The organism is Psychrobacillus sp. L4 (assembly GCF_042944905.1).
Taxonomy (GTDB): domain Bacteria; phylum Bacillota; class Bacilli; order Bacillales_A; family Planococcaceae; genus Psychrobacillus.
The window spans coordinates 1,588,311-1,614,199 of the sequence record NZ_CP168496.1 but is presented as its reverse complement, the minus strand read 5'-3'; the positions used below and the strand labels follow the sequence as shown (position 1 = coordinate 1,614,199).

Genomic DNA, 25,889 nt, shown 5'->3' with positions numbered 1-25,889 from the left:
TAGGTAAAAAAAAAGAGTCAGTTTCCTGACTCTTTTTTATCAAGCTAAAGCTTTATTATTTGCCCACTGGTTGAAGAGTTGTTATAAACTCTGCAAGTTTGTGAAGCTCTTCATCTGTACCTTGGAAAGTACCACCTGGCATACCGCCTGGTAAACCTTCATGTGCGATGTTAACGATCTCATCGGCTGTATATTTTAAACCGATTAACGGCTTACCTATTCCACCTTCAAAAGCGTTACCATGACAACCGATACACGATGCTTTGGCATAAATTTGATAACCTTCCGAGCTTTCATCAAATTCTACTTTAGCAACTGGTGCTTTAATTTCCCCTTGAGCTTTAGCAGCTACCCAGTCATGGTTTGCTACTGATTCCCAAGTTAAAAATATCATAGCAGCAAGAGCAAGAAGCATAAATCCAGTTGGCAACGGACGTTTCCAAGGACTTCTTTCTTTGCTTGTATCTAAAAAAGGTACTAATAATAGCGCTCCAAAAGCTAAACCTGGAATGACAATTGCTCCAATCACATTATATGGTCCAGAAGCAAATTCGTATTTTAATAATTGGTATAGAAATAAGAAATACCAGTCTGGCAATGGAATATAAGCTGTGTCAGCTGGATCAGCCGGACGCTCAAGTGGCGACGGATGAGCAACAGTCAACACCAAATAACCCACTAAGAAAACCGCACCGACTAACCATTCTTTTAACAAAAAGTCAGGCCAGAAAGCTTCTGTTTTACCCGGATACTCAGAATAGTCTTTCGGCATTTTTTTAGGTCTGCTAGCTGGATCTGTTACACGAGAATCCCCAACAAACTTCATACCTTTTCCGCGATGCATAAATTCCCCTCCTTTTAAGAATTATCTGTTCCACTTACCCATTATAGTGGTCCAGAAATACCTTGACGACGAATCATGATAAAGTGAGCTGCAAGTAAAGCAAATAACGCAGCTGGTAAGAAGAACACATGAATCGCAAAGAATCTTGTTAATGTTTGTGCACCGATAATATGTTCATCACCGGCTAATAATGTTTTAATAGCTCCACCAATCAGTGGAACAGATGCTGCAATTTGAATACCTACTTTAGTTGCGAACAATGCTTTCATGTCCCAAGGTAGTAAGTAACCTGTAAAACCTAAACCTAACATAACAGCGAAGATTAATACTCCGACCATCCAGTTTAGTTCACGAGGCTTTTTATAAGAACCAGTAAAGAATACACGTAATGTATGTAAGAACATCATAACAATTACAAGCGATGCTCCCCAGTGATGCATCCCTCGCACGATTTCACCGAATGCTACTTCGTTTTGAAGATAGTAAACAGATTCCCATGCATTTACAATATCTGGTACGTAATACATCGTTAAAAACATACCCGATAAAATTTGAATAACCGTAATAAAGAATGTTAACCCTCCAAAACAATAGACAAATGCAGAGAAATGATGTGCAGGGTTTACGTGTTCTGGTACTTCGTGGTCTGCGATATCACGCCATATTGGTGTAATATCTAACCGTTCATCCACCCAATCATAGATTTTATTCAGCACTGATGTCGTACCCCCTTACTTTAAACTAATGTGTTAGGTATTGCTTTTCCAATTTCTATGAAACCGTCTTTTTCACGAACTTCATATTGATCCAACGGACCTAGAGGTGGTGTTTTTGGAACATTCTTTCCGTTTTTCTCATAGCGACCACCATGACATGGACAGTAGAATTGATTTTTGTGTGCTGGGTCACCTTCCCAGTTCACTGTACAACCTAAATGCTTACATACTGGAGAAAGAGCGATAATTTGATCTCCTTCTTTGTAAACCCATGCAGTATTCGTTACATCAGACTTGTACCATGCATCCACTTGTTCAAAAGTAAAATCCACGCGTACAGGAGCATCCGTAATTTCTGCAACCTTTTTATCAGTTTGAACGAAGTTTCCACCAGCTTTTTTTTGCAAAACTGGATCAATTGCAAAACGTGCCATTGGCATTAGCATTCCAGCTGCCATAAATCCACCAACACCTGTTAATGTATAACTTAGAAACTGACGTCTTGAAACCTTATTGTTACTCATCCTTTTCCCCCCTCTAACTTAAAGGTCAGTCCAATGGACATACTTGCTTAAATTAATAATACTAGGACATATACATGATATATCAATAAAAAAGGAAGGTCAATATTTCAGAGAAATGAATTATGAACTTTGTGAACAATTAATGAATGATATCGTCATTAATTTGCCCATTTTTTAGCAAAAGTGGGTATAAGTTGACGGAGTTGATCTTCTAAAACAGAATTTTTCATTTTTTGATCCATTGATTCTAGCGGTATAGAAGGTATCCAAAAAACATTTTGCTCTTCTTCCATTGTAATCCAATCACGATCAGAAGTAAGGAAAAATATATGTTTGAATTGTGCCTTTTTCAATTCTTCCAACCAATTTTCTAACAATAAATGCTTGTCCTGATTTTTAGTATAAGAGAAGGAAGGAAATAAGACGATCCTTCCTTTAAATTGATTTTCAATTATATTTCCTAATGATAAAACGAAGTCTGCAGCAGAGGCCGCAAATTGGAATCCACTGTCAGACCCATCGATTAATGTTAAGGGAATTATTGCAGTATCTATATATTCTTTTTGTGCTTGAAATACAGCACTATCTTTTCCGTTCCAATGCATGATTATCTCTCCTAAATTTCTTTAGCTACTAGTTCTTTCCACAAGGCAGAAAGTTCAAGAAATTTTTCTTTATTATTTTGATCAATTGCTTGATCTATTTGTTTTTGTAACTGTTCAACTTGAAAAAAGTGTAAACTCTCCGACAATACATCTTCTACAATAAGCTTATCTTTTTCACTAATATGCAAATACTTCGGCATATAAGGGTTTTCTTCTAAAACAGCTAAGTATTCTGGACTTGGTGGAACAGTTTGAAAGTTTAACTGGATGTACATTTCTTCCTCAGGATGCAGCCTCAAATCATGAAATGATTTTTCCGCGTCAGCTGTCATAATGCTTCCTTTATAAAATCGAAAAGGTATACCCGAAGAAGTTGTAACGGACATAACCATTGCTCGGGGACAATAATGAGCTTCCTCCACGAAATGTACATTATTTAATAATGTTTCATGACTAATTAAGTAATTCAATATCCAGACGCACTCTCTTCTTTTCATTTGATATTTTTTCAAAAACCAACGGACAAATTCTTTCTTCTCGCCAACTGAAACAGAAGCAGTCACGTAACCTCTCCTTCCTTTTTTTGTCCAATCAAATTCGCCTTAGCCTATTTGCGTCCAGATATTGCATTGAGCAAGCTCGATGAACTCCTTTACAAAATGCCCGAGGCTTAACCTAATTCAGCAATGTACGGATAAATTAGGTCATTTCAAACCATGTACTATTTTCCGGCTCTAATTCCTGTAATAGAACTATTACTTCTAGAGCTTCTTCTCTTTTTCCTTCTTCAAGTAGAAAGTATACATATTTACCCAAAAATTGTGCATCGTCCTTAAGTTCAGTATATGCTAACTTATAAAATTCGTATGCTTTTTCGTAAATTTCTAATCGATTAAAAGCATCCGCTAAAAATGGATACATGGACGACCATTCAAAATGTTCATTTTTCAACGTTTCATATAGTTCAATCAGCTCTTCATCTTTTTCTTCCTTAGAAAATAAAGAAGAAAGAATGAAAATCGCATCCATATATTCTGGATCTAGCGCAATTGCTTCTTGTAAAAATGACTCTGCTTCTTTCACTTTACCCATTTTTAACGAAATTTTACCTGCAAATAAATAATATTCTTTTTCAAATTCATCACGAGCAATTCCATTTGTTATTGCTTTCAATGCTTCTTCGTTTTTCTCCAGCATTGCATATGTTTCAGCTAACAACATATAGCCTGAAAAATAGTCCGGATCTATCTCTAGTAAATTTTCTAATTGATTTACTGCTGTATCATAATGCTGCACTTGAAATGATGCGTATGCTGCATGAAATAAAACATCAGGTGATACTTCTTTTTTCAAAGCTTCTGCATAGTATGGAATCGCTTCTTCATAAGCTGCTCCGGCACTATAAATTTCAGCAAGCTTCAAAGGTAAATCGACTCCTTGAATGGAATCTTGTAATGGCAAAAGATTCTCTAAAACTCTAGCAGCCTCTAAATATCTACCAGTTTCAAATAATATTTCTCCTTTGGCATATAGTAATAATGGTTCGTTTGGCATAATTGCAATCGCTTCATCTATTTTTTGTTCAGCTACTTCATACAGACCGATCATTTGATAATAATCCGCCAGAGTAAGTAGGGCTTGTGGGTATGCTTCACTCGATTTTTCTACACTTGTTAAGAGATTTAACGCTTCATCTTCCTTATCCATTTCTAAAAATAGCTGAGCTTGATCAATTTTTAATTGACTTTCATCTGGAAATAAAAATTGAAGGTGAGCTAAAACTTTTATCGCTTCTTCCGTATATCCATATTGGGTCAATACATCAGCCAACTCATATTGTGTTTCGGCATCCGGTTCTATTAAAAAAGAATCGATCATGTCATTTAGCTTTTCCATATTTCCTTGTTCTATCGCTTCAATAAATGGCTCTAATTTTTCCAATCAATTCACCTATCCTTCTAGTGTCCTTTTCATCGTACAGGACAGTTAAACGTCATACAAGAAAAAAACCCTCCGATTAAGGAGAGTTCACTATTTTATCACACTTGAAAGTTGTTCAAAAAAGTTTGGATAAGAAACACCAACGCACATCTCATTGTCTATTGTTACTGCACTGGATGTGACAAGAGATGCAATTGCAGCCATCATACCAATCCGGTGATCTCCATAAGTAAGCAAATCAGCACCATGTAAAAGTGTTGGTCCTTCAATAATCATTCCATCATCCGTTGCAGTAATATTAGCTCCAAGTTTCTTTAACTCGGTTACAACCGCATCAATACGATTGGTTTCTTTTACTTTCAGCTCTTCCGCATCTTTAATTACCGTTCTACCTCTTGCTTGCGTTGCAAGTAATGCAATAATTGGAATTTCATCGATTAATCGTGGGATTAGTTCCCCACATATTTCTGTCCCTATTAGTTCAGATGTACTAATCGTAATATCCCCTATTTCTTCATGGCTCACATTATTTAAGGGTCGAATGGATACTTGAGCATCCATTTCCTGAAGAACATCCATAATTCCTGTTCTAGTAGGGTTTAATCCAACGTTTTGAAGTACTAGTTTACTGTTAGGTACGATTGCACCAGCAACTAAAAAGAACGCAGCAGATGAAATATCTCCTGGTACCACAACATGAGTACTTCTAAGTTCTTGCGGTCCTTGTAAACGAATTTTTTTGCCTTCTACGGCTATGTTCGCTCCGAAATGACGAAGCATTCTTTCTGTATGGTCACGGGAAGTTTCCATTTCAGTTACCACTGTCTCACCTTCAGCATGTAAACCCGCGAATAATATCGCAGATTTCACTTGTGCACTTGCTACGGGCATTTTATACTGGATGGCTTGAAGCTTTTTACCCTCCACTGCGATTGGTGTAAACCGTGCGTCGTCTCTACCAATAAAATGAGCTCCCATTTGCTTGAGCGGAACAGTTACTCGTTTCATTGGACGCTTTTGAATAGATTCGTCGCCAATTAAAACACTCGAAACATTTGAACCTGCTAATATACCGAGCATGAGTCTTGTAGTTGTACCAGAGTTACCTGTATATAAGATTTCACTTGGTTCATTCCAAGCATCTATTCCATTGCTTACAATTTGAACAGCTTCAGCTTCTACCAAAATTTTCACACCTAGCTTAGTGAAGCAATCAATTGTCGCTAAACAGTCATCGCTTTGCAAGAATCCTTCTACCGTAGTTGTCCCTTTTGCTATGGCACCAAACATGATAGAACGGTGAGAAATGGATTTATCGCCAGGTATTCGTATTGTTCCTTGCAAGGAGGGCTGTGCATAATCTAATTCTTTACTCATAGTAATTCTCCTCCCTTAAGAAATATATGTTTCAAATGTTGTATTATTAGCTATACATTTAACAGCTTTAGCACGATCATCTATTGTTTGAAAACTAACTACTAAAATCCCAAAAATATCTTCACGAGTTTCCACAATTCGTAAGTTTGTAATGCTTATATTGTCTTTAGCTAAATAACCAGTAATTTCAGAAATTACCCCTGGATAATCCGGTACATCGACATATAAATCAAATACAGAAAACATAGCACCTTGCGTTGTAATTGGGAGCTCGTCACGAACTTGTTTAGCTTTTGAAAAATAAGTTTCTATTTCATCTGCTTCCCCATGTAGCAAAAGGTTTTGAAGCTTGTTCATTTCTTCTGACCACATGCGTAATTGATTACTTAACTCCTTGCGATTTTGAAGCGTAATATCTCGCCACATAATTGGATTTGCTGAAGCAATCCTTGTTAAATCACGAAACCCACCAGCAGCAAGTTGCTTCGTAAAAGGAAATTGTTCATTTTCTCCAGCAAGTTGGTGCACAAGTGAGGCAGCAACCAAATGAGGGAAATGGCTAACAACCGCTGTCATATGATCATGTTCTACTGCATTCACTTGAACAACTTTTGCTTTTGTAACTTGTAATATATCAGAAAGTATTTTTACTTCTTTTTTATTTTCATTTTCAAATGGAGTAAGCATATAAAATGCATTCTCAAATAGATGTGCACGCGCAGCCTCTACCCCACTTTTATGGGAACCAGCCATCGGATGTCCGCCGATAAATGTAATGCCCATTTCTTTTAACCTTAGAGCCGCTTTCATGATTTCGTTTTTTGTACTTCCTGTATCTGTTACGATTACTTGTTTCTTAAGACTCCATTTAGGCATTTCATACATTAATCGAATTGTTTCATTGACAGGAGTAGCAAATATAATCACATCTGCAAGTGCAGATCCTTCTTCAATATGAAAAGCCATTTCATCAATTATACCAATTTTTCGGGCCGTTTGAAGTGTATGACTTTGTGCATCGTAACCGATAATAGAAATATCTTTATTGCGCTTTAATCCAAGTGCTAAAGAACCTCCTATTAGTCCGAGTCCAATGATGAAAACTGTTTGTTTCATTAGATTACGCCTTCCTCATGTAAAACTTCATCTAGTTTTTGCAATAACTCCATATTTTCTTCCTCTGTACCAATTGTTATACGAAGATATCCTGGTACACCTAACGCATTCCCACTACGGACAATAAATCCACGCTTCATTAACCCTTGGAAAACTGCATCACTATCTGCTTTAACTTCCATCAATATGAAGTTAGTGTGAGAAGGATAAAAATGAAGATTACGTTCTGAACAGAACACTTCATATTGCTTTCTACCGGCGTTATTCTTCACTCTGCATGTATCAATAAAGTTTTGGTCCTCCAGGCCGATAAGTGCCACTTCCTGGCTTAATACTGTATTATTGAATGGTTCACGAGTAGGTTCTAGCTGACTGATCACTTCTTCCGAACCAATTGCATACCCTACTCGGAAACTTGCTAATCCGTATGCTTTAGAGAAAGTACGCATAATTAATAAATTTGGATGTTTTTCCAATAATCCAATGGAACTTTCATACTTTTCGTCTGTAATATATTCGGTATAAGCTTCATCAAGCACTACCAATACATCGCTAGGTACTCTTACAAGAAACTCTTTTATTTTATCCGAAGGAGTTAATGTTCCTGTTGGATTATTCGGGTTACAGATCCAAACGATAGCTGTATTTTCATCTATTGCTTCATACATTTTATCCAAATCATGTTCCCCGTTTGTTAATGGTACTTCCCTAACCTCTGCACCTTCTACAATTGCATTATGCTTATATTGCCCAAAAGTGATAGAGGCCATCACTGCGTTTAATCCAGGTTGAAGGATTGCTCTTGAAACAATTAATATATTATCATCAGATCCATTACCGAATAATAATTGTTTTTCCGAAACATTTAAGTGTTTAGCCACTGCAGTTCGTAACTTTGAAGCATAGCCATCAGGATAAATGGCATAATTTACTTTCGCATTTTCTAAAAATGCTTTTACATTTGGAGAAGCTCCATATGGATTCTCATTAGATGCCAGTTTAGTCACTTTGTCTAGGTTAAATATTCTTTTTACTTCTTCCGTTGTTTTCCCAGGTTGGTAAGCTTCCAATCCTTTAATTTGTTTTTTGAATTTCATCTTAAAGCTCCTCCATTCTTTCATTTACTTAACTAAATCGGTTCTTAACTGGACAGCGTTATTTAAATAAATATGTTGAATATCTTTTTGGGTTTTCTCTGTATTTACATGCATTAATAATCGAATGCATTTTTCTAATGCACCAGGGACATTCATTTCATGCGTACACATAACTGGTACAAATGTCCATCCGTCTAAGTTACGTACTGCTCTCGCTGGAAAAGCAGAGGAGATATCTGTCGTTGTCGATATAATGACGGAAGCAATTGTTTCTGGATTTATATCATTTGCTCTAGCCATTTCTGTCACAAGTCTAGCTGTTTCTCGAAGTACTTCTTCATTTGAGTCTTCTCTTACTGTTACTGCTCCTCTAACTCCTCTGATCACTTACTTCCCCTCCTCAATCCATTTTCTTAATTGTTCATCACATTTTTTAACTTCTTCCATAGATATAACTTTAACAAAAGGTTCTCCTATTTTTTGTAACAACGCAAAATGAAGTTCTCCATTTGTGGTTTTTTTATCTTTCAACATAAATGTTGCTAATTGTTCAAAAGAGCAGTTTAATACATGTTGAAATTGATATCCAAGTTTTTTCGCAAGCCCAAATACTTTATGCGCATAGCCAACTTCCACTTTTCCATGTAATTCGCTTAACATTAATGCAGGAATTATACCAATCATGACAGCTTCTCCATGCGTGACTTTCCCATAACCAACAGAAGCTTCGATTGCATGTCCATATGTATGCCCAAAATTTAAAAACTTACGGTATGATTGTTCTCTTTCATCTAACTCTACTATTTGCGCTTTAACCCGAATTCCTTTTTCAAGCCATACAAGAAGCTCTCGTTTTTGAATATCAGCAATACTGGCCAAATGTAAGAATTCATTTACCCAATTTTCATCGCTAATAAGTGCATGTTTTATTACTTCCGCTAGTCCCGAACGAACTTCTGTTTCAGGCAAAGTTTGTAGAAAATGAAAATCATATAAAACTTCCTTCGGTTGATAAAAAGCGCCAATCATATTCTTTCCATTTGGATGATTAATCGCTGTTTTTCCACCTATAGCACTATCATGTGCTAAAATAGTCGTTGGAATTTGATAAAATGGGATACCTCTCATAAAAGTTGCTGCCACAAAACCCGTTAAATCTCCAACAGCGCCTCCACCTAGAGCAAATAAAATACTATTTCTTGAACAATTTTCTTGCAGGAGAAACGTTTGGACATTGAAATATGATTCGAACGTTTTACATGCTTCTCCATTAGGTACAAGATGAATTTTAAAAGGAAATGTAAAATTTTGTTGAAAATAAATTTTATGCAAATTCCAAACGTTTTCATCCGAAATAACAACGATTTGATCTGCTTTTTGAAAGGCGTCTATATTTCTTTCGCAAAACCCATGTAGAATATTTTCTCCTAAATGAACTTCATAGCTAGAGTCTTTCGTTTTTACTGGGATAATCATACACTAAAACCCCTTTGTATAAGTTCGATGTCTTTCTATATCTGCTTTCAATGTTTCAATCTGATCCCCGTTAAACGTGTCTAAAACAGCTGCCGCTATTTCCCAAGCAATGACTGCTTCTGCAACAACTGATGCTGCTGGTACCGCACAGCTATCTGAACGTTCTATACTAGCTTTAAATGGTTCCTTCGTTTCAATATCAACGCTTTGTAATGGCTTATAAAGTGTTGGAATTGGTTTCATAACGCCTCTCACAACGATTGGCATTCCAGTAGACATTCCACCTTCTAAACCACCTAGACGATTAGTATCACGAGTATAACCATCTTCTTTATTCCAAGAGATTTGGTCATGCACTTGACTTCCGAATAAATTCGCCATTTCAAATCCTAAACCAACCTCTACACCTTTAAACGCATTAATACTCATCATTGCCATTGCTAGTTTTCCATCTAACTTACGGTCATAGTGAACATAGCTTCCAACCCCTGCAGGCATACCTGTAACAATTACTTCTACTACGCCACCAATTGTATCGCCAGCTTTTTTTGCATAATCAATCGCTTCCACCATCTTCGCTGAAGCTATTGGATCTAAACAATATACTGGATCTGCTTCTACAATATCTCGAATTTCTTCAATGGACTTTCCACTCGCTAAATTTAAGTCAGCTTCAATGCCCCCTATTTTGGTTACATGAGCTACTATTGAAATACCTAATTGTTTTAGCAACTGCTTAGCGACTGCTCCAACTGCCACACGGACAGTAGTTTCCCTTGCAGAAGAACGTTCCAGTACATTACGTAAATCACGGTGCCCGTATTTCATACCACCAACCAAATCGGCATGACCTGGTCTTGGTCTTGCAATTTGTCTTTTAATATCTTCTGGATCAATTTCTTCCCCAAGTGGTTCAATTCTCATAATATTCGTCCAATGCTTCCAATCATCATTGTTCACAACAAGACAAACTGGAGATCCTAATGATTTTCCATGACGGACACCCGCTGTGATAGCTACCGTATCTTTTTCAATCTGCATTCGTCGCCCTCTACCATGCCCACCTTGTCGACGCTTTAACTCTTTATTAATCTGTTCACTAGTGATTTCTAATTGTGCGGGTAACCCTTCAATAATTGCTGTTAGTTGTGGTCCATGTGACTCACCTGCTGTTAAATAACGCACAACACTTTCCCCCTTCAACTCGCTAAAGTATTTGTTTTCAACTATATCATAAAATCAGTTTTAAAGTATAGAAGAAAACTGCCCAAAATTTTCATTGGACAGTTTTATTTTTTGCGGTAAAAAAATGTGTCTTCTATCTCAAATCCAAATTTACCAGGATTAAATATTTGTTCGGTACTTCCGACAAAGAGAATTCCACCTGAACGCAGGGAATTACTAAAGTTTTGATAAATTTGATCTTTTGCTTCTTCTGTGAAATAAATCATTACATTACGACAAATAATTAAATCGTAATTTTTATCGTATGTATCTTTCAATAAATTATGCTTTTTAAAATTAGCCGTCTTTTTAATCGCATCTTCCACTTTATAAAACTGGCCTTGTTTCTCAAAATACTTAATTTTCATCTCATTAGGTACTTCTGCAAGTGAACGTTCGGGATATATCCCAACTTTGGCCCTATGTATTGCATTTTCATCTAAATCTGTTGCATGCACAGAGATTTGAGAAAGAGGAAGATAATTCGATAATACCATAGCAGTTGTATATGGTTCTTCACCTGTAGAACATGCAGCACTCCAGATCTTCAATCGTTTATTTTCAGCTAATAGTTTAGGAAATATTTTATTTTGCAAAACTTCCCAACGCTTTCCATTGCGGTAAAACTCGGATACATTAATCGTCATTCGATCTAAAAACTCGTTCAATAAGTCTCTATCATGATCAAGCGCATTAAAAAATTCGACAAAGTTTTTATATCCTTTTTTTTCATATAGCGAAGTAAGTCGGCGTTTCATCTGTGCTTCTTTATATGCAGCAAGATCAATACCTGTTTTATGTTTGATAGATTCCACAAATTTTATGTAGTCTGGCACAATAACATCGTTCCTTTCAAAATACCTATAATAAAGTATATCGTATTCTGAACATTTAGGACATAAGAAATACACTTGAATTTACATGCACACCCCTAGATGCAGATTTTTTCTCTCACATTTGGTCTTCGCTTGTTTTATTTTCATTGAAAAAATTGCAGTCATCCTTTATCTGAATCTTATTCTTCAACATTTCTTGAGCGCTCTGAACTAAACATCCGCTACACTATTATCGTGGGAAAGGAAAAGGATCGTGAAGTGACTGCGTCACTTCACGATCCTTTTTTTCTGTAATCTTGTGGAGGATGTTTGTCCGTCGCTCTCTTGAAATGTGTAAAGACATTGTGCATTAGATTTGGTTAATGAGAGATTAGATGCTTTCCTATTCTTTAAGAAACGGACGAAGATACAATTTCGTCCGCTCAGCGCTTCTTTATAAATGGATACTAACTATTTTTCTCAAATTCCACAGGGTACAGGTATTATTAAGTTTAAATGCTCAACTAAAAAGTTAAAAACTGTCATAGAGCGACTAATTGTAAGGTGAAAGCTACAGATTCTACACTGAGAGCAACAAAATCCTTGAAGAAAGCAACCAATTTTATCGCGAAAGCAACCATATCTCTATATAAAGAGTTAACTTTATGTGAGATGGCACAAATCAATGTTAGACAATCCAGTGAAACTAAAAACACAATGAACACGGTATTTTATATACTTAATCTATAAGAAAAACTCAAGCGTCCCTTAAGTGCATCTTGTCTTCTCTATTTCTAGAGTGCTTTGGACGAAACATTGGCTACACTATTACCGTTAGCGTTATGGAAAGAAAAATATATATCCAGTCATCAATTTATTTATCCGGCCATATTTTTTCTATCCGGTCACAACACGAAATCCCCATTCGTATAATTTGTAGCCTTTTTCGACAAAAAAATGACAGTCAAATAGGAATAATTTGACTGTCATTTCAGAGATTTATTAATTAACTAATGGCAACTGTGCCTGTTTTTCGATTAGTTAATCCAGTTGTTAGCGTCTTTTGCGTAAGCTACTAATTCTTCTTGTTTAAAGAATAAGCCGATTTCACGTTCAGCGCTTTCAAGTGAGTCAGAACCGTGGATAATGTTTTTCCCAACAGTTACTGCGAAGTCTCCGCGGATTGTTCCTGGAGCTGATTCTTTTGGATTTGTAGCACCCATCATAAGACGAGCTGTTGAAATAACGTTTTCACCTTCCCAAACCATTGCAAAAACTGGTCCAGAAGTGATGAATTCTACTAATTCACCGAAGAATGGGCGTTCTTTATGTTCACCGTAATGTTCTTCTGCTAATTCAGTTGGAATTTGCATTAATTTTGCTCCAACTAATTGATATCCTTTTTTCTCAAAACGGTTTACGATTTCACCGATTAGGTTACGTTGTACGCCATCAGGTTTTACCATTAAAAATGTTTTTTCCATGAATAACACTCCTTCAACTATATAAGGGGATAATTTCTAATTTCTCCACCGTTACAAATAATATCACTATCATGCACTATTTTCAAATTAAATTCTATCTAAGTTACACTTATTCATATATTCGATCGCATCGCTGCAATAAGATTCAAATTTCATAAAGTCAAAACTTACGTTTGCTCATAAATAAAGCAATATTTTGTAACGACTTTTTCGCAGAGTTAGTTGGCAATTGCTTCACTTCATTTAATGCCTTTTGCAAATACATATTACTTACTTGTTTGGCATGGTTAATGGCGTCGGAATTACGGATTTCCGTTAATAGCTGTTGCTTGTTGTTTTCTGAAATACTACCATCTAGCATTTCCTTTAATAAAGGAGCGATAGCTGGTTCATTTTTGACATAAAGAACGGGTAAAGTTATATTACCTTGCAATAAATCACTTCCAGCTGGTTTTCCAAGCTGCTCATCTGTCGAAGTAATGTCTAATATATCATCAATGATTTGAAAAGACATACCTACATAATAACCAAATCGCTTTAAGTGTCTAATCGTTTTTTCATCTGCCCCAGAGGCAATTGCACCTAAAGCACAACTTGCTGAAATTAGAATGGCAGTTTTCCGCTTTATCCGTCTTAAATAATCTCGAACAGTTTGATCTATTAAATGCTTATCTTCAATTTGTAATATTTCACCAATACAAAGTTCTACCATCGTATGAGATAACACTTCATGTGCATATGTATTTTCTAACACTGTTATGTATTCAATCGCTCTAGCAAAGAGAAAATCTCCCGTATACATCGCTACTCGATTATTCCACTGAGTTTTTACTGTTTCTCTACCTCTTCTTGTTTCCGCGTCGTCTATTACATCATCATGTACAAGTGAGGCCATATGAATAAGTTCAACAGGCACAGCAACATTTTTTATAGAGTCAATTGAATAATCGCCAAACTTTGCTGAAAGTAAGACAAAAACAGGACGAATTCGCTTTCCTCCAGCAAGAAGTAAATGAAGAGAAGCCTCATTTAATAAGTGAGAAGAAGAATTCACTGCAGTTGCTAGTTCTTTTTCGATGACATCTAAATCCGATTTTAAATCGGAATAAAGTAATTTCAACTTCATCTTATCCACAGATAATACCTTCTCCCACTCAAATATCTTTCTTAAAACCAATATGCCTCGCTGCTGCTCCACCACTATAAGGCTTATTTGATACTTTTTTCAAACCAACTTCTTCGAATAACTGGGACAACGTTTCTCTATTTGGAAAGTCCTTTGCTGATTCTTGAAGCCACGAATATTCTTTGTAGCTTTTCGCAAAAAGTTTTCCGAACAAAGGCATTACATAACGGAAATAAAAGCGGAAGCCAACATTAAATAATTTAGAATCTGGTTGCGAAGTTTCTAAACAAACGACCATACCACCCGGTTTCGCAACACGTTTCATTTCTTCCAGCACTTGTTTATAATCTGGAACATTTCGTAGCCCAAAACCAATAGTCACATAATCAAATGAACTATCTTCAAAAGGTAACTCCATTGCATTCCCTTGTACCAGTTCAATTTGAGCAATATTTTTTACTTTCTCTTTTCCTACATTTAACATATTTTTACTAAAATCTAATCCAACAACTTTTCCGGTTGGACCTGCCGCTTCTGCTAAAGCAATTGTCCAATCAGCCGTACCACAGCAAACGTCAAGTGCTGTACTTCCCTTTTTCACCTGCATTGCTTTCATCGTGTCGGTACGCCATTTTATATGTTGCTGAAAACTAATGACCGAATTCATCGAATCATAGTTATCTGAAATACTTTCGAAAACTTCGTGTACATATTGTTCTTTTGATTTTCCCACGTTTACCCTTCTCTCAACTGCTTTTCCAGTGAATGGTTGCTCACTCGCTCTAAAATCGCATCTTTCAAGGATTCATTTAATAAGTTTGACGAACGAACGTCTTGCACTAGTGTTAGTTCAATTTTTTCAATTTCAAGGCGCAGTGTGTCCATATTCGATTGAAGTATTTTAGATTTACTTATATAAAATGTTTTTTCATTATTTTCGAAGGCAACTAACTCTTTTTTTAACGCTGCTAGTAATAATGCTTCATTCATAATATACACATACTCATGATAAGCGTAGTATTCTAAAAATCGTTCGATTGGTTTACTTTCGATTAGTTGAATCGATTGAATTAATTCTTCCAGTGTGTAATCTTCTAGATCATAAAATCTAGACTTATGCTCTGTAATGATAGCAACGCTATTAGACAATAGTTGGATTAAATCTATTTTATTTTCACTAGCCAAAAGTTGGTAATATCTACCACTATAATAATCTCCCGCTAGCACTTGTAGTTGTTGTGATTTAGCCGTCGCATTTTCTTCCTTCACTAAATCGTGTGCAGCAAGAGCAGAAAAAATAAGGGAAACGGCGATTGCAGAAACCTCTACCGAATTATCCCAATCTTCCTCATTAAGAAATGGTAAAATTGTGAAAAATAAACGATCTTCATCAATTACAGGTATCCCGGTGTATTTTTGCAAAGTGCTTTGTTGAAGTTGCATAAGAATATTCTTTTTATAGGTTTCAACATGTTGTAATATCAATGCTTCGTTCATACACTTTACTCCATTTCTCAGCTGCGGTTAATCTTCTATATAGTTTACTACATTTTTTTGGAATCACTTTGAATCACGCCATTAGCTGTTTGAATAGACGCTTTTCCTCTAATTTTCATTGCTGAAGTATGTTCTGTAAATTGAGCAATCATTACTTCACCTGTATCTAATTTTTCAGAATGATGGAATTTAGTATCTGTACCACGAGTCAATCCGATTACATGTACACCATCTTCTTCTGCTTTGATTACGATAAAATCTGAACTAGACATTTTAAAGTCTCCTTTGTTCGAAGTCTTTTTTTATCATACCATATTCTTGTCCATTCATCCAAAGCAGTTAACTCATCTGAATGAAAGATAAGATTTCGGAACGTTTTATATCATCCGTTTCTAATATACCCCGTGCAACAGCAGTAACGGTTTTTGAACCCGGTTTTTTTATACCTCGCATTGTCATACACATATGCTCCGCTTCCACTACAACATAAACACCATGAGGGTTTAACATTTCCATTATATCATCTGCAACTGTAGATGTAATTCTCTCTTGAAGTTGAGGACGTTTCGCGGTTGTTTCTACCGCTCTTGCAAGTTTACTCAGCCCCGTCACAACTCCATTTCGTGGAATATAGGCAACATGTGCTTTACCGTAAAATGGCACTAGATGATGCTCACACATCGAATAGAATGGTATATCTTTTACTAACACTAGCTCTTCATGCTCTTCGTTAAAAACAGTTTGAAAATATTCTTTTGGATCCTGATGCAATCCCTCAAACATTTCCGCATACATCTTAGCTACTCTTTTCGGTGTATCCAGTAAACCTTCTCTAAAAGGATTTTCACCCACTGCTTCTAGTATCATCTTCACTGCTTCTTCTATTTTTTCTAAATCGACATTTTTCATTTTTGTTATACCTCCTAAAACAACATCGTAATCATAAGAATCTTAGCATACGATTCAAAGATAATAAATATTTTTCAATTATGTATATTTATCATTTCTTTTCTGTCATTGCCAAAAAGAAAAGAACGGCTACCAAGAAGATAGCTTCAAGGTAACCGTTCTATGTACGACAACATCAGTTATTTAACTGCGTCTTTAAGCGCTTTACCTGGTTTGAAAGCAGGTACCTTGCTTGCAGCGATGTCGATTTCTTTACCTGTTTGAGGATTACGTCCTTTACGTGCAGCACGTTCACGTACCTCAAAGTTACCAAAACCGATTAATTGAACTTTTTCACCATCTGCAAGAGCAGTTTGAATTGATTCAAATACAGCTTCAACTGCTTTAGAAGCATCTTTCTTAGAAAGATCTGTAGCTTCAGCAACAGAGTTCACTAATTCTGTTTTATTCATAACATTCACCTCCTCTCAAAGGAAGATAGCTTTAATCCTGTAAAAAGAGTATCACAACCAAAAAGGCTTCGCAACACTATTTGCATGTGTTTAGGGAACTTTAAGCAAAAAATGACGAATTTAATGAAATAACGGGACTTTTCGCATAGACGCGAAAAGCCCCGTTCCAAATAATTAGGTTATCTTTTTAAATTTTCTGCATATTACCCACAACTTCATCTACCTTTGTTCAAGGAAGACATGGCCTAATTATTTCATGTTTTTAAATCAAAAAATCCATTATTAACCATTTTACAGAATGAACGTTATTAAACCTCTATCTCCTTCGTTTACCATTCTTTCAATCGTTTCACGCATTCTTTTTTTCGCAAGTACTGATACATTTTCTGTTTTATAACGCAAGCTTTCTTTCATTACTTCGACTAGGGAAGTACCAAAAACTTGTGTTTGCCACAATGCATCTCGATCATGCAAATAGCCGTGTTTTAAATCTTTTAGCAGCTGCTGACTATGAAATTCAGAACCGATTAAAGGAGCAAATTCCGCTTCCATATCTACTCGAATTATATGCAGAGATGCTGCTTTTGCTTTTAAACTGACTCCATAAAAATTATTTTGTTTAATAATTTCGGGTGCAGAAGGTTGGAAATCATGAATTGTCGGAAGGGATACCCCGTATCCATGTTTTTTGGCCGCCTCTAATGCTTCTGAAAATTTGTTATAAGCTTTTTTTGCAGTAGAAGCTTCTTTTACAAATAAAAGCCAATCTTTTTTTGATTGAATCGGCTCTTCTAACCATTCATCACATACTTCTTGAAACACTTCTGGTTTTAGGCCAATTTGAATGCAAGCAGAGCCTCGTCCGGGGTTCGCTTCTACTACATCTGCTGATTGTATGAATGGAACTTGTTTAAATCTAGCAGCAAGCTCTTTTACATCTTTCATTTTAGAAACAATTTGAAGCCATTCTTGCAACGAAGAGGTGATTGCATTGTTAACGAAATGATCCGGCTCTAAGACATCGGTCCAATCTGGTTTAACAAGTTCAATATCTGTAATAGGGAATTCATAAAGTGCCTGTTGGAGTATGTATTGAATTTCCTCTGCAGTCATTCGATCCACGGCTACTGCAATTACAGGTACTTCATGTTCTTTTTGTAACTCATCACATAAATGAATCGTATCAGCGTGACCAGGCATTTTACTATTTAAAACGATGACAAATGGTTTACCAATTTCTTTTAATTGAGCAATAATCTGTTGTTCTGCATTTTCTGCCGCTTTTCTCGGAATATTATTCACCGAGCCATCAGTAGTTACAACTATCCCAATAGTAGAGTGATCACGTATTACTTTGTCTGTTCCGATTCTTGCAGCTTCTTCAAATGGAATGGCTTCACTATGCCAAGGTGTATGCACTAGTTTTTGCCCTTCTTCTCCTGAATGGGTTTTTATGCCATCAATCATGTACCCTACACAATCTACTAACCTAATTTGTAATCGTAATTGTTCTTCTCCGAGATAAATATTTGTTCCGTGTGCAGGAACAAATTTCGGCTCAGCCGTCATAATGACGTTTCCAGGTGAACTTTGCGGAAGTTCATCTTGTGCTCGCAATCTCTCTGATTCCTCTTTTATATTAGGAATAACAACTAGCTCCATTACTCGTTTCACAAAAGTAGATTTACCAACTCGAACAGGCCCTACAACTCCAATATACACATCTCCATTAGTACGCTCTGCTATTTGTTCATAAAGTTTATTTGACATGGATACTCTCCTTTCTTCGCAGTTTAATATATGCACAAAAAAAACGTTTCATGCATAACGCATGAAACGTTCAATCGTTTATTTTGACAACATAAAAATTGGTTCGTTCTTTTCATTTACGGTATATGGAAGTGAATAGGCAGGAACAATAGCAAAGTTATCCGTGAGTAGGTGGCGAATATCCTCTCCAGGTTTTACTTTTGTTTGATTGTCCTGAAGCATTCGATTTAGTTCAATAGAGTAATCCACATACATTTTCCCGTCACCTGTTGCTACTAAAGGCAACTGTGTATCCGAATAAGGGCTTTGAACCGACAACTCACTTTTGTATCCCATCTTTTTATAATCGAGCTTATACACACCTTCTGCAATGATTTCTGCGATAGGGCCATAACCATTAATGCCTTTACGATAGTTAATATCACGTAGGGTGTCGGCAATACGTAAATCTACCAACTTAACCGTTGGATTCTCTTCTACGTCCATAAGTACGTATTGATAAATACCACCAGCTTCATATGAGTTAGCTGGTGACTTACCTATATATCTTGGAACAATTTTTGTAAAATCAATGGGATACTTAATATATTGATCTGTTTCCATATCTCGAGTTTTAATCGGTAATAATCCACCAGAGTCTTCTCTAAAGCTATTGACGGCATTTTGAACGACCATTAACTGATCTTCATATGGCAATAAATTTTCGGGCTGTTGTCCACTTTTATAGCCACAACCGGTTAAAACTAGTATTCCTAAAAGAATAGTAGTTAAAAGTTTTATGTTTTTCATCCTAATCTCCTTACTAAGCTTTTGTTGGATTAAAGATAATATATACCATCGTGATAAAGCCTATAAACAACAATATGTACGCAATCAAACCAAATATAGCTTTTAAGAATCTATTATTAAACTTCGTTTTAACAAAGAACATAAACAACATAGCTAAAAATAAACTTCCCATAGAACCAAATGAGATCCACATTTTTTCCATAGATGATATTAATAACATGGGTTATCCCCTACTTTCTAAGACTTAGAAGTATCACACATAAAAAAAGAGTTGCAATTTGTACAACCCATTTTAATGTGGATATAACTATATATTTTGGAAGGAGTTTTCAGATTATTGGAAAACGCTTAGCAAATTGCGGACAGTAAGTTCCCTTTGTAAAGGACAAATACCTATCTATAAATGCAAGCGTTTAACATCAATCTGATCGTTTAAAATGTTTTATAATCCTCTAACTCATGTTTTTTCGTACGAATCATAAGGATGTCTACAGCTTCTTTAGGATTAACATGTTCGAACAAAACAGAATAAAGTGCTTCAGTTATTGGCATACTTACTTGCTGTTTTTGAGCGAGTTGGTAGGCGGCCTGCGTTGTACGTACTCCTTCTACTACCATTCCCACCTCGTCTAGAACATTTTTCAATGTAGCACCTTTTCCAAGCAAATTCCCAGCTTTCCAGTTTCGTGAGTGAACACTTGTACAGGTCGCTATTAAATCCCCCATACCTGTTAAACCTGAAAAAGTATAGGCTTTGGCACCTAAACTAATACCTAGTCTCGAAATTTCAGCTAAACCTCTCGTAATAAGTGCAGCTTTTGCATTATCACCGTAACCTAATCCATCTACGATACCTGCTGCAAGTCCAATCACGTTTTTCAGTGCTGCTCCTATTTCTACTCCAATAACATCATCATTCGTATAAACCCGAAAAGAATTATTCATAAATAAATCTTGTACTTTTTTTGCGGCCTCTAGTTTCTCACTAGCAGCAGTAATGGTTGTTGGGTGATGTAATACAACCTCCTCCGCATGGCTTGGTCCAGATAAGACCACAATTGCTTCAACCAAATTAGAGGGTAATTCTTCTTCGATCATTTCCGAAATTCGCTTTAGTGAATTTGGTTCGATTCCTTTAGAAACATGTACAAATAATTTTTTTTCTTTCAGAAGCGCTCTCATCTGTTGGCAAACTTCTCTAATTGCTTTCGTAGGAACGGCAAGAATAATGGTAGTGGCATGATCAATAGCTCTTTCAAAGTCACTTGTAGCATTTAAATTACTTGGTAATACTATATTTGGTAAATACCGTTTGTTTGTATGGTCAATATCAATTTCGATTGCTTGGTCCTCTCGATGAGACCATAGAAGGCAATCATGATTGTTATTAGCTAGAACCATGGCAAGAGCCGTACCCCAGCTACCCGCTCCAAGCACAGTTATTTTCTCCATATAAATACGCCCCTTAAAACTACATAATTAAGTTCTTGCACGAGTAATGATTCGGATCGGAGTCCCCTCAAAATCAAATGATTCACGAATACGGTTTTCTAAAAATCGTTCGTAGGAAAAATGCATCATTTCAGGTTCATTGACAAACACAACAAATGTTGGCGGTTTAATGGCAACTTGAGTCGCATAATAAATACGCAATTTTTTCCCTTTATCTGTTGGAGCCGGGTTACGTGCAACAGAATCCTCAATTACTTCATTCAATACAGAAGATTGAACGCGAAGTGCATGATTCTCACTCACTCTGTTAATAACTGGTAGAACAGCATGAACTCGTTGTTTCGTTTTCGCCGAAACAAAAACAATTGGTGCGTAATCCAAAAACTGAAAATGCTTACGGATGGATTTTGTCATTTCATTCATCGTTTTATCATCTTTTTCAATTGCATCCCATTTATTCATCACAATAATAACAGCTTTACCAGCTTCATGTGCATAGCCTGCAATTTTCTTATCTTGCTCTTGGATACCCTCTTCTGCATTTAACACAACTAAAACAACGTCGGAACGTTCGATCGCCTTTAAAGCACGAAGGACACTGTATTTCTCCGTTGTTTCGTAAACTTTTCCTTTTTTACGCATTCCCGCTGTATCAATCATCACATATTCTTGTCCATCAAAAGAATATTCTGTGTCAATCGCATCTCTTGTTGTACCAGCAATTTCACTTACAATTACTCGATCATGTCCTAAGAATGCGTTAATAAGAGAGGATTTTCCTACATTAGGTCTTCCGATTAAAGAAAACTTAATCACTTCTTCTCCATAATCTTCATCATTTGGCTCTGGAAAGTTTTTAGCAACTTCATCCAGTAAATCACCAAGTCCTAGTCCATGTGAACCCGAGATTGGAAATGGCTCTCCCATTCCAAGCGAATAGAAATCGTAAATCATTTCTTTCATATCGGGATTATCGATTTTATTGACCGCTAATACAATAGGTTTTTTCGTTTTGTATAAAATTTTTGCTACGTATTCATCTGCACTCGTAATTCCTTCACGGCCATTTGTCAAAAATATGATGACATCTGCTTCGTCCATAGCAATTTCAGCTTGTTGCTTAATTTGCTCTAAAAAAGGCTCATCACTTAACTCAATACCACCTGTATCGATAATATTAAATTCGTGTGTCAACCAATCTGCTGAACTATATATACGATCACGCGTTATTCCAGGAATATCTTCAACTATGGATACACGTTCTCCTACGATACGATTAAAAATTGTTGATTTGCCCACATTTGGCCTACCAACGATTGCTACTACTGGTTTTGTCATTACTTATTCATCCTTCCAACTTCGTCTATTTTGTATTATACAACAAAATGACAAAAACAGGCGACTTTATCAAATCGCCCGTATTTTTATTATATTCAGTTTTTATTTGTAAAGTTTTTTAACTTGTCTCCTAAAACATCACTAATGGAGAAGCCTTTAGACTCTTCTGGCAGTTGATAATCTTCTAGATTATAGTCATTTTCGTTTTCGATTAAATCCTTTATGCTTAAAGATAAACGTTTATCAGCACTGTTTACATCCAGCACTTTTACTTGGACTTCTTCGCCTTCTTTAAGTACTTCATGTGGGGTTGAAATATGTTTATGCGCAATTTGAGATATATGCACAAGTCCTTCTATGCCTGGAAATACTTCTACGAAAGCACCATAAGAAACAATACGTCTAATAGTTCCTGCCAATATCGAGCCTTTAGTCGCTTTATTTTCAATATCTGTCCATGGTCCAGGTAACGTATCTTTAATAGATAAAGAAATTCTTTCGGAATCTCTGTCTACAGATAATACTTTTACATTTACTTCTTGTCCCTCCGATAACATATCTCCAACATTTTCTAAGTGATCGTGGGATATTTGGGAAATATGAACAAGGCCATCCACGCCACCAATATCTACAAAAGCACCGAATGATGCTATTCGCTGAACAATTCCAGTTAATATTTCTCCACTATGAATAGTTTCAAGGGTTTTTTGTTTACTTACAGCTTTTTCATCTTCTAAAACTGCTTTATGGGAAAGGATTAAGCGATTTTTATCTTTTTCAAATTCTACGATTTTAAATGTTAATACCTTTCCTTTGTAATCTTCAAAGGATTCAACGAAATAGTCTTCAATTAATGAAGCAGGGATGAAACCACGCACACCCAAATCTACTACTAATCCGCCTTTCACAACTTCTTTTACTTCAGTTTCAATAATTTCACCTGATTGGAATTGTTTTTCCAAATGGTCCCATGCTTTTTCAGCATCGACTTTTCGTTTGGAAAGTACAAAATTAGCTTCTTCCATTTTTGTAATCATCAATTCCAGTTCGTCACCGATGGAAACGGCGTCGGATGCTTTTTCAATATGCAAGCTAGATAGTTCGCTAATCGGAACTATACCATCAAAAGGTGCACCTTCAATTGTTACGATTGCCGATTTCTCATCTACTTGCGCAACCGTCGCTTTCACTAGATCTCCTTCTTTAAACTCATGTGTGTCGACTAAGTTCATTTCTTCTGACATATGATATCCTCCTTCACAACGTCTCAAGTCTATTTTATGCGAACTAGCACAGAAATACAAAAGGTAGCCCTTATCAAACGAAAAAGAATTGATTATTTTGATTTTTTATATTGATCCAGTAGTTGACCGATGTTAGTCATTATGACTTCCGTTACTTCGTCTGCCGAAGCTTTTCGATCTCGATATGGTTGTATATCAATCATCTCTCCAAATACTATTTTCAGTTTTCTAAATGGCTTATATGGTCCTATAATTGCACAAGGAACAATATTGGCTTCTCCTCTAAGTGCAAAGAATCCAGCTCCGCTAAAACCTTTTCCCAAGGTTCCATCCTTACTTCTTGTTCCTTCTGGAAAAAGACCTACTACTTCCCCATCCTTTAAAAGTTTTATGGCACGGCGAAGGGCATCACGATCACTCATTCCTCTTTTAACAGGAAAAGCATTAACTCCTGGAAGAATACTTTTTAAAATAGGAATATGAAATAATTCTTCTTTTGCCATAAAATTCACGGGTCTTGGCGCATTAATTCCGACAACTGGAGGATCTAACGCATTTATATGATTTGAACATAAGAGAATGCCTCCCTCTTTTGGAAAATTCTCTGCACCGATTACTTCAAATCGATAAATCGGCTTTAACGCGGCATACACGACTGTTTTCGCAAATGAATAGAGATTCATATTATCTCATCCTTTCTTTTGCAAGTTGCATAATTTTCTCAGATACTTCTTCAATAGTGAGAGATGTCGTATCAATAAATATTGCATCTTCTGCTTTTATTAATGGAGAAGCTGCTCGTTCGCTATCCATTTTATCTCGAAGAGCTATTTCTTCTATTAGTTCTTCTAAGCTCGTTGAAATTCCTCTTTTTTGATTTTCTAGGAATCGTCTTCTTGCTCGCTCTTCTACACTTGCTGACATGAATATTTTTAGCTCTGCATTTGTTAATACATGCGTCCCAATATCTCGACCATCCATTACAATACTTCCGTTTTTCCCCATTTCAAGTTGTCTTAATACCATTTCTTTTCTTAAATCTGCATGCGCGGCAACCTCTGAAACAGAAGCTGTTACTTCTTTGGAGCGAATTTCATCTGTTACTTCTTGATTATCTAAAAAAACTAGTTGACCTTTTGGAGAAGGCTTCAACTCAATAGATGTTTTATTTAATATATTCGTTAATTTTTCTCCGTCTTGCAAATCTATGTTTGATTGAATCGCTTTATACGTTATCGCTCGATACATTGCTCCTGTATCTACATATGTATATCCGAGTAACTCTGCAGCTTTTTTAGCAATCGTGCTTTTTCCTGCCGCCGCAGGACCATCAATAGCGATTTGAATTTGTTTTGTCATATTGTAGCCTCCACTCTATTCGAGTATATTTTATCATAAAACCATCCGTAAAAAAAAAGCCTGTATTCACAGACTTTTCATTCATTTCTTTTTTCTTAAAAACAATTGACGTTCAAAACAAAAACGGACAATTTGTTGTTTGTCTAAATCATCGGTATCTGTAAACTGCAAGGATGCTAATTTTTGTTGACCTCTATCCCAAATTCGGACAACAGCTGCTGTAGTGGTTACATATTTTATATCCCCATTATTAAATGCTAAAGGGATCAACATGGAGATTTCGTCTCCTTCTTTAAATTTAACTTCGCGATTCAAAATTATTGCCGATCCTCCAGCACTGATATCATCTGCTACAAATTGATATTTATCATCTTCAAATTGAACAGAAATGTCTAATGAAGTAGACACTCGCACAAAGTCTCTTCTTTGAATTTTAATAACTTCTGAGTCCCCTGGATACGAAAGCTTAATCATCGGTATTTGACCTTGTCGCTTAGCTAACACTTCTGTGTGAAAAGCAAACGCAGATGTAGATTCCTCTACATAAGAAACACGAAGTTGAGTCCCTTCCATTAAAAAAACCGTCTTATTTGAGATTGTGTCAATTGGATAATCAATAAAAATAAATTGCTCGTCTAAATCCACTACTTTACAACGATATTTCTCTACTTTTTCTACAAAAGTAGGTTCTAATATCAGAATGGTCCCTAGTTTAATTTTCATACACATTACCT

The 25,889-nt window shown here is 36.1% G+C and carries 29 protein-coding genes; all 29 read right to left on the bottom strand.

Translation table 11 applies throughout. The features are described 5' to 3' along the window. Window positions 1–55: 55 nt before the first annotated feature. The 29 genes from ACEPXG_RS07585 to ACEPXG_RS07445 all read right to left on the bottom strand — a co-directional run bounded on the left by ACEPXG_RS07585 (window position 56) and on the right by ACEPXG_RS07445 (window position 25,878). Entirely contained in the window at window positions 56–844 is a 789-nt protein-coding gene (locus tag ACEPXG_RS07585; RefSeq protein ID WP_391208989.1) for a menaquinol-cytochrome c reductase cytochrome b/c subunit, read from the bottom strand. 41 nt (window positions 845–885) lie between these two features. Then, window positions 886–1,560, bottom strand: coding sequence for a menaquinol-cytochrome c reductase cytochrome b subunit (qcrB, locus tag ACEPXG_RS07580; RefSeq protein ID WP_151699653.1), 675 nt, complete (start codon window positions 1,558–1,560; stop codon window positions 886–888). A 20-nt stretch (window positions 1,561–1,580) separates the two neighbouring features. Further along, the gene (locus tag ACEPXG_RS07575; RefSeq protein WP_391208987.1) at window positions 1,581–2,084 is read right to left on the bottom strand and encodes a ubiquinol-cytochrome c reductase iron-sulfur subunit; all 504 of its coding nucleotides are present in this window, start codon (window positions 2,082–2,084) and stop codon (window positions 1,581–1,583) included. Window positions 2,085–2,242: 158 nt separating this feature from the next. Further along, window positions 2,243–2,689 carry a DUF2487 family protein gene (locus tag ACEPXG_RS07570; protein ID WP_391208985.1) on the bottom strand — a complete coding sequence of 149 codons (447 nt, stop codon included), beginning with the start codon at window positions 2,687–2,689 and terminating at the stop codon, window positions 2,243–2,245. An 11-nt stretch (window positions 2,690–2,700) separates the two neighbouring features. Then, window positions 2,701–3,252, bottom strand: a complete 552-nt coding sequence (locus ACEPXG_RS07565; RefSeq protein WP_391208983.1) for a ReoY family proteolytic degradation factor — start codon at window positions 3,250–3,252, stop codon at window positions 2,701–2,703. A gap of 136 nt (window positions 3,253–3,388) precedes the next feature. Further along, complete coding sequence (locus ACEPXG_RS07560; RefSeq protein WP_391208981.1) at window positions 3,389–4,630, bottom strand: tetratricopeptide repeat protein; 1,242 nt, start codon at window positions 4,628–4,630, stop codon at window positions 3,389–3,391. Window positions 4,631–4,720: 90 nt separating this feature from the next. Then, complete coding sequence (gene aroA, locus ACEPXG_RS07555) at window positions 4,721–6,007, bottom strand: 3-phosphoshikimate 1-carboxyvinyltransferase (protein ID WP_391208979.1); 1,287 nt, start codon at window positions 6,005–6,007, stop codon at window positions 4,721–4,723. A 15-nt stretch (window positions 6,008–6,022) separates the two neighbouring features. Beyond that, the gene (locus ACEPXG_RS07550) at window positions 6,023–7,123 is read right to left on the bottom strand and encodes a prephenate dehydrogenase (protein ID WP_391208978.1); all 1,101 of its coding nucleotides are present in this window, start codon (window positions 7,121–7,123) and stop codon (window positions 6,023–6,025) included. Beyond that, entirely contained in the window at window positions 7,123–8,220 is a 1,098-nt protein-coding gene (gene hisC / locus ACEPXG_RS07545) for a histidinol-phosphate transaminase (protein WP_391208976.1), read from the bottom strand. The genes ACEPXG_RS07550 and hisC overlap by 1 nt, the downstream gene beginning before the upstream one ends. A gap of 24 nt (window positions 8,221–8,244) precedes the next feature. Continuing rightward, window positions 8,245–8,607: a chorismate mutase gene (gene aroH, locus ACEPXG_RS07540; RefSeq protein ID WP_391208974.1), complete on the bottom strand. Its 363-nt coding sequence runs from the start codon at window positions 8,605–8,607 to the stop codon at window positions 8,245–8,247. Continuing rightward, entirely contained in the window at window positions 8,608–9,696 is a 1,089-nt protein-coding gene (gene aroB / locus ACEPXG_RS07535; RefSeq protein ID WP_391208972.1) for a 3-dehydroquinate synthase, read from the bottom strand. A 3-nt stretch (window positions 9,697–9,699) separates the two neighbouring features. Next, window positions 9,700–10,881 carry a chorismate synthase gene (aroC, locus tag ACEPXG_RS07530; RefSeq protein ID WP_391208970.1) on the bottom strand — a complete coding sequence of 394 codons (1,182 nt, stop codon included), beginning with the start codon at window positions 10,879–10,881 and terminating at the stop codon, window positions 9,700–9,702. Window positions 10,882–10,985: 104 nt separating this feature from the next. Next, window positions 10,986–11,756: a CheR family methyltransferase gene (locus tag ACEPXG_RS07525; RefSeq protein WP_391208967.1), complete on the bottom strand. Its 771-nt coding sequence runs from the start codon at window positions 11,754–11,756 to the stop codon at window positions 10,986–10,988. Window positions 11,757–12,772: 1,016 nt separating this feature from the next. After that, window positions 12,773–13,219: a nucleoside-diphosphate kinase gene (gene ndk, locus ACEPXG_RS07520; protein ID WP_391121726.1), complete on the bottom strand. Its 447-nt coding sequence runs from the start codon at window positions 13,217–13,219 to the stop codon at window positions 12,773–12,775. Window positions 13,220–13,379: 160 nt separating this feature from the next. Then, on the bottom strand, window positions 13,380–14,354 hold the full coding sequence (gene hepT / locus ACEPXG_RS07515) for a heptaprenyl diphosphate synthase component II (RefSeq protein WP_391208966.1): 975 nt from the start codon (window positions 14,352–14,354) through the stop codon (window positions 13,380–13,382). Between the two features lie 19 nt (window positions 14,355–14,373). Continuing rightward, complete coding sequence (locus tag ACEPXG_RS07510) at window positions 14,374–15,078, bottom strand: demethylmenaquinone methyltransferase (RefSeq protein ID WP_391208964.1); 705 nt, start codon at window positions 15,076–15,078, stop codon at window positions 14,374–14,376. Between the two features lie 2 nt (window positions 15,079–15,080). Beyond that, window positions 15,081–15,842: a heptaprenyl diphosphate synthase component 1 gene (locus ACEPXG_RS07505; RefSeq protein WP_391208962.1), complete on the bottom strand. Its 762-nt coding sequence runs from the start codon at window positions 15,840–15,842 to the stop codon at window positions 15,081–15,083. A gap of 47 nt (window positions 15,843–15,889) precedes the next feature. Then, entirely contained in the window at window positions 15,890–16,114 is a 225-nt protein-coding gene (mtrB, locus tag ACEPXG_RS07500) for a trp RNA-binding attenuation protein MtrB (protein WP_391121715.1), read from the bottom strand. Between the two features lie 67 nt (window positions 16,115–16,181). Continuing rightward, window positions 16,182–16,751 carry a GTP cyclohydrolase I FolE gene (gene folE, locus ACEPXG_RS07495; protein ID WP_391208960.1) on the bottom strand — a complete coding sequence of 190 codons (570 nt, stop codon included), beginning with the start codon at window positions 16,749–16,751 and terminating at the stop codon, window positions 16,182–16,184. 179 nt (window positions 16,752–16,930) lie between these two features. Further along, window positions 16,931–17,203 (bottom strand): HU family DNA-binding protein, encoded by a 273-nt coding sequence (locus tag ACEPXG_RS07490; protein WP_151699636.1) that lies wholly within the window; start codon window positions 17,201–17,203, stop codon window positions 16,931–16,933. 291 nt (window positions 17,204–17,494) lie between these two features. Continuing rightward, window positions 17,495–18,973: a stage IV sporulation protein A gene (gene spoIVA, locus ACEPXG_RS07485; protein ID WP_391208958.1), complete on the bottom strand. Its 1,479-nt coding sequence runs from the start codon at window positions 18,971–18,973 to the stop codon at window positions 17,495–17,497. Window positions 18,974–19,051: 78 nt separating this feature from the next. Continuing rightward, window positions 19,052–19,762: a hypothetical protein gene (locus tag ACEPXG_RS07480; protein ID WP_391208956.1), complete on the bottom strand. Its 711-nt coding sequence runs from the start codon at window positions 19,760–19,762 to the stop codon at window positions 19,052–19,054. Window positions 19,763–19,775: 13 nt separating this feature from the next. Beyond that, entirely contained in the window at window positions 19,776–19,982 is a 207-nt protein-coding gene (locus ACEPXG_RS07475) for a DUF2768 domain-containing protein (RefSeq protein ID WP_391121703.1), read from the bottom strand. A gap of 212 nt (window positions 19,983–20,194) precedes the next feature. Beyond that, window positions 20,195–21,214: an NAD(P)H-dependent glycerol-3-phosphate dehydrogenase gene (locus ACEPXG_RS07470; RefSeq protein WP_391208954.1), complete on the bottom strand. Its 1,020-nt coding sequence runs from the start codon at window positions 21,212–21,214 to the stop codon at window positions 20,195–20,197. A 27-nt stretch (window positions 21,215–21,241) separates the two neighbouring features. Then, on the bottom strand, window positions 21,242–22,552 hold the full coding sequence (gene der / locus ACEPXG_RS07465; protein ID WP_391121697.1) for a ribosome biogenesis GTPase Der: 1,311 nt from the start codon (window positions 22,550–22,552) through the stop codon (window positions 21,242–21,244). 95 nt (window positions 22,553–22,647) lie between these two features. Further along, complete coding sequence (gene rpsA, locus ACEPXG_RS07460) at window positions 22,648–23,796, bottom strand: 30S ribosomal protein S1 (RefSeq protein WP_391208952.1); 1,149 nt, start codon at window positions 23,794–23,796, stop codon at window positions 22,648–22,650. A gap of 92 nt (window positions 23,797–23,888) precedes the next feature. Further along, window positions 23,889–24,479: a lysophospholipid acyltransferase family protein gene (locus ACEPXG_RS07455; RefSeq protein WP_391208950.1), complete on the bottom strand. Its 591-nt coding sequence runs from the start codon at window positions 24,477–24,479 to the stop codon at window positions 23,889–23,891. Between the two features lies 1 nt (window position 24,480). Continuing rightward, a complete protein-coding gene (gene cmk, locus ACEPXG_RS07450) occupies window positions 24,481–25,155 on the bottom strand; it encodes a (d)CMP kinase (RefSeq protein ID WP_391208947.1) in 675 nt (224 codons plus the stop codon). Window positions 25,156–25,236: 81 nt separating this feature from the next. Next, window positions 25,237–25,878, bottom strand: a complete 642-nt coding sequence (locus ACEPXG_RS07445) for a flagellar brake protein (protein WP_391208945.1) — start codon at window positions 25,876–25,878, stop codon at window positions 25,237–25,239. Between the last annotated feature and the right edge of the window lie 11 nt (window positions 25,879–25,889).

Excerpts from the sequence above, each read along its gene's own strand:
- ACEPXG_RS07585 (WP_391208989.1), bottom strand. The coding sequence starts at position 844 with ATGCATCGCGGAAAAGGTATGAAGTTTGTTGGGGATTCTCGTGTAACA.
- ACEPXG_RS07575 (WP_391208987.1), bottom strand. The coding sequence starts at position 2,084 with ATGAGTAACAATAAGGTTTCAAGACGTCAGTTTCTAAGTTATACATTA.
- ACEPXG_RS07570 (WP_391208985.1), bottom strand. The coding sequence starts at position 2,689 with ATGCATTGGAACGGAAAAGATAGTGCTGTATTTCAAGCACAAAAAGAA.
- aroA (WP_391208979.1), bottom strand. The coding sequence starts at position 6,007 with ATGAGTAAAGAATTAGATTATGCACAGCCCTCCTTGCAAGGAACAATA.
- ACEPXG_RS07550 (WP_391208978.1), bottom strand. The coding sequence starts at position 7,123 with ATGAAACAAACAGTTTTCATCATTGGACTCGGACTAATAGGAGGTTCT.
- hisC (WP_391208976.1), bottom strand. The coding sequence starts at position 8,220 with ATGAAATTCAAAAAACAAATTAAAGGATTGGAAGCTTACCAACCTGGG.
- aroB (WP_391208972.1), bottom strand. The coding sequence starts at position 9,696 with ATGATTATCCCAGTAAAAACGAAAGACTCTAGCTATGAAGTTCATTTA.
- ndk (WP_391121726.1), bottom strand. The coding sequence starts at position 13,219 with ATGGAAAAAACATTTTTAATGGTAAAACCTGATGGCGTACAACGTAAC.
- ACEPXG_RS07505 (WP_391208962.1), bottom strand. The coding sequence starts at position 15,842 with ATGAACGAAGCATTGATATTACAACATGTTGAAACCTATAAAAAGAAT.
- mtrB (WP_391121715.1), bottom strand. The coding sequence starts at position 16,114 with ATGTCTAGTTCAGATTTTATCGTAATCAAAGCAGAAGAAGATGGTGTA.
- folE (WP_391208960.1), bottom strand. The coding sequence starts at position 16,751 with ATGAAAAATGTCGATTTAGAAAAAATAGAAGAAGCAGTGAAGATGATA.
- ACEPXG_RS07490 (WP_151699636.1), bottom strand. The coding sequence starts at position 17,203 with ATGAATAAAACAGAATTAGTGAACTCTGTTGCTGAAGCTACAGATCTT.
- spoIVA (WP_391208958.1), bottom strand. The coding sequence starts at position 18,973 with ATGTCAAATAAACTTTATGAACAAATAGCAGAGCGTACTAATGGAGAT.
- ACEPXG_RS07480 (WP_391208956.1), bottom strand. The coding sequence starts at position 19,762 with ATGAAAAACATAAAACTTTTAACTACTATTCTTTTAGGAATACTAGTT.
- ACEPXG_RS07475 (WP_391121703.1), bottom strand. The coding sequence starts at position 19,982 with ATGTTATTAATATCATCTATGGAAAAAATGTGGATCTCATTTGGTTCT.
- ACEPXG_RS07470 (WP_391208954.1), bottom strand. The coding sequence starts at position 21,214 with ATGGAGAAAATAACTGTGCTTGGAGCGGGTAGCTGGGGTACGGCTCTT.
- der (WP_391121697.1), bottom strand. The coding sequence starts at position 22,552 with ATGACAAAACCAGTAGTAGCAATCGTTGGTAGGCCAAATGTGGGCAAA.
- rpsA (WP_391208952.1), bottom strand. The coding sequence starts at position 23,796 with ATGTCAGAAGAAATGAACTTAGTCGACACACATGAGTTTAAAGAAGGA.
- ACEPXG_RS07455 (WP_391208950.1), bottom strand. The coding sequence starts at position 24,479 with ATGAATCTCTATTCATTTGCGAAAACAGTCGTGTATGCCGCGTTAAAG.
- cmk (WP_391208947.1), bottom strand. The coding sequence starts at position 25,155 with ATGACAAAACAAATTCAAATCGCTATTGATGGTCCTGCGGCGGCAGGA.
- ACEPXG_RS07445 (WP_391208945.1), bottom strand. The coding sequence starts at position 25,878 with ATGAAAATTAAACTAGGGACCATTCTGATATTAGAACCTACTTTTGTA.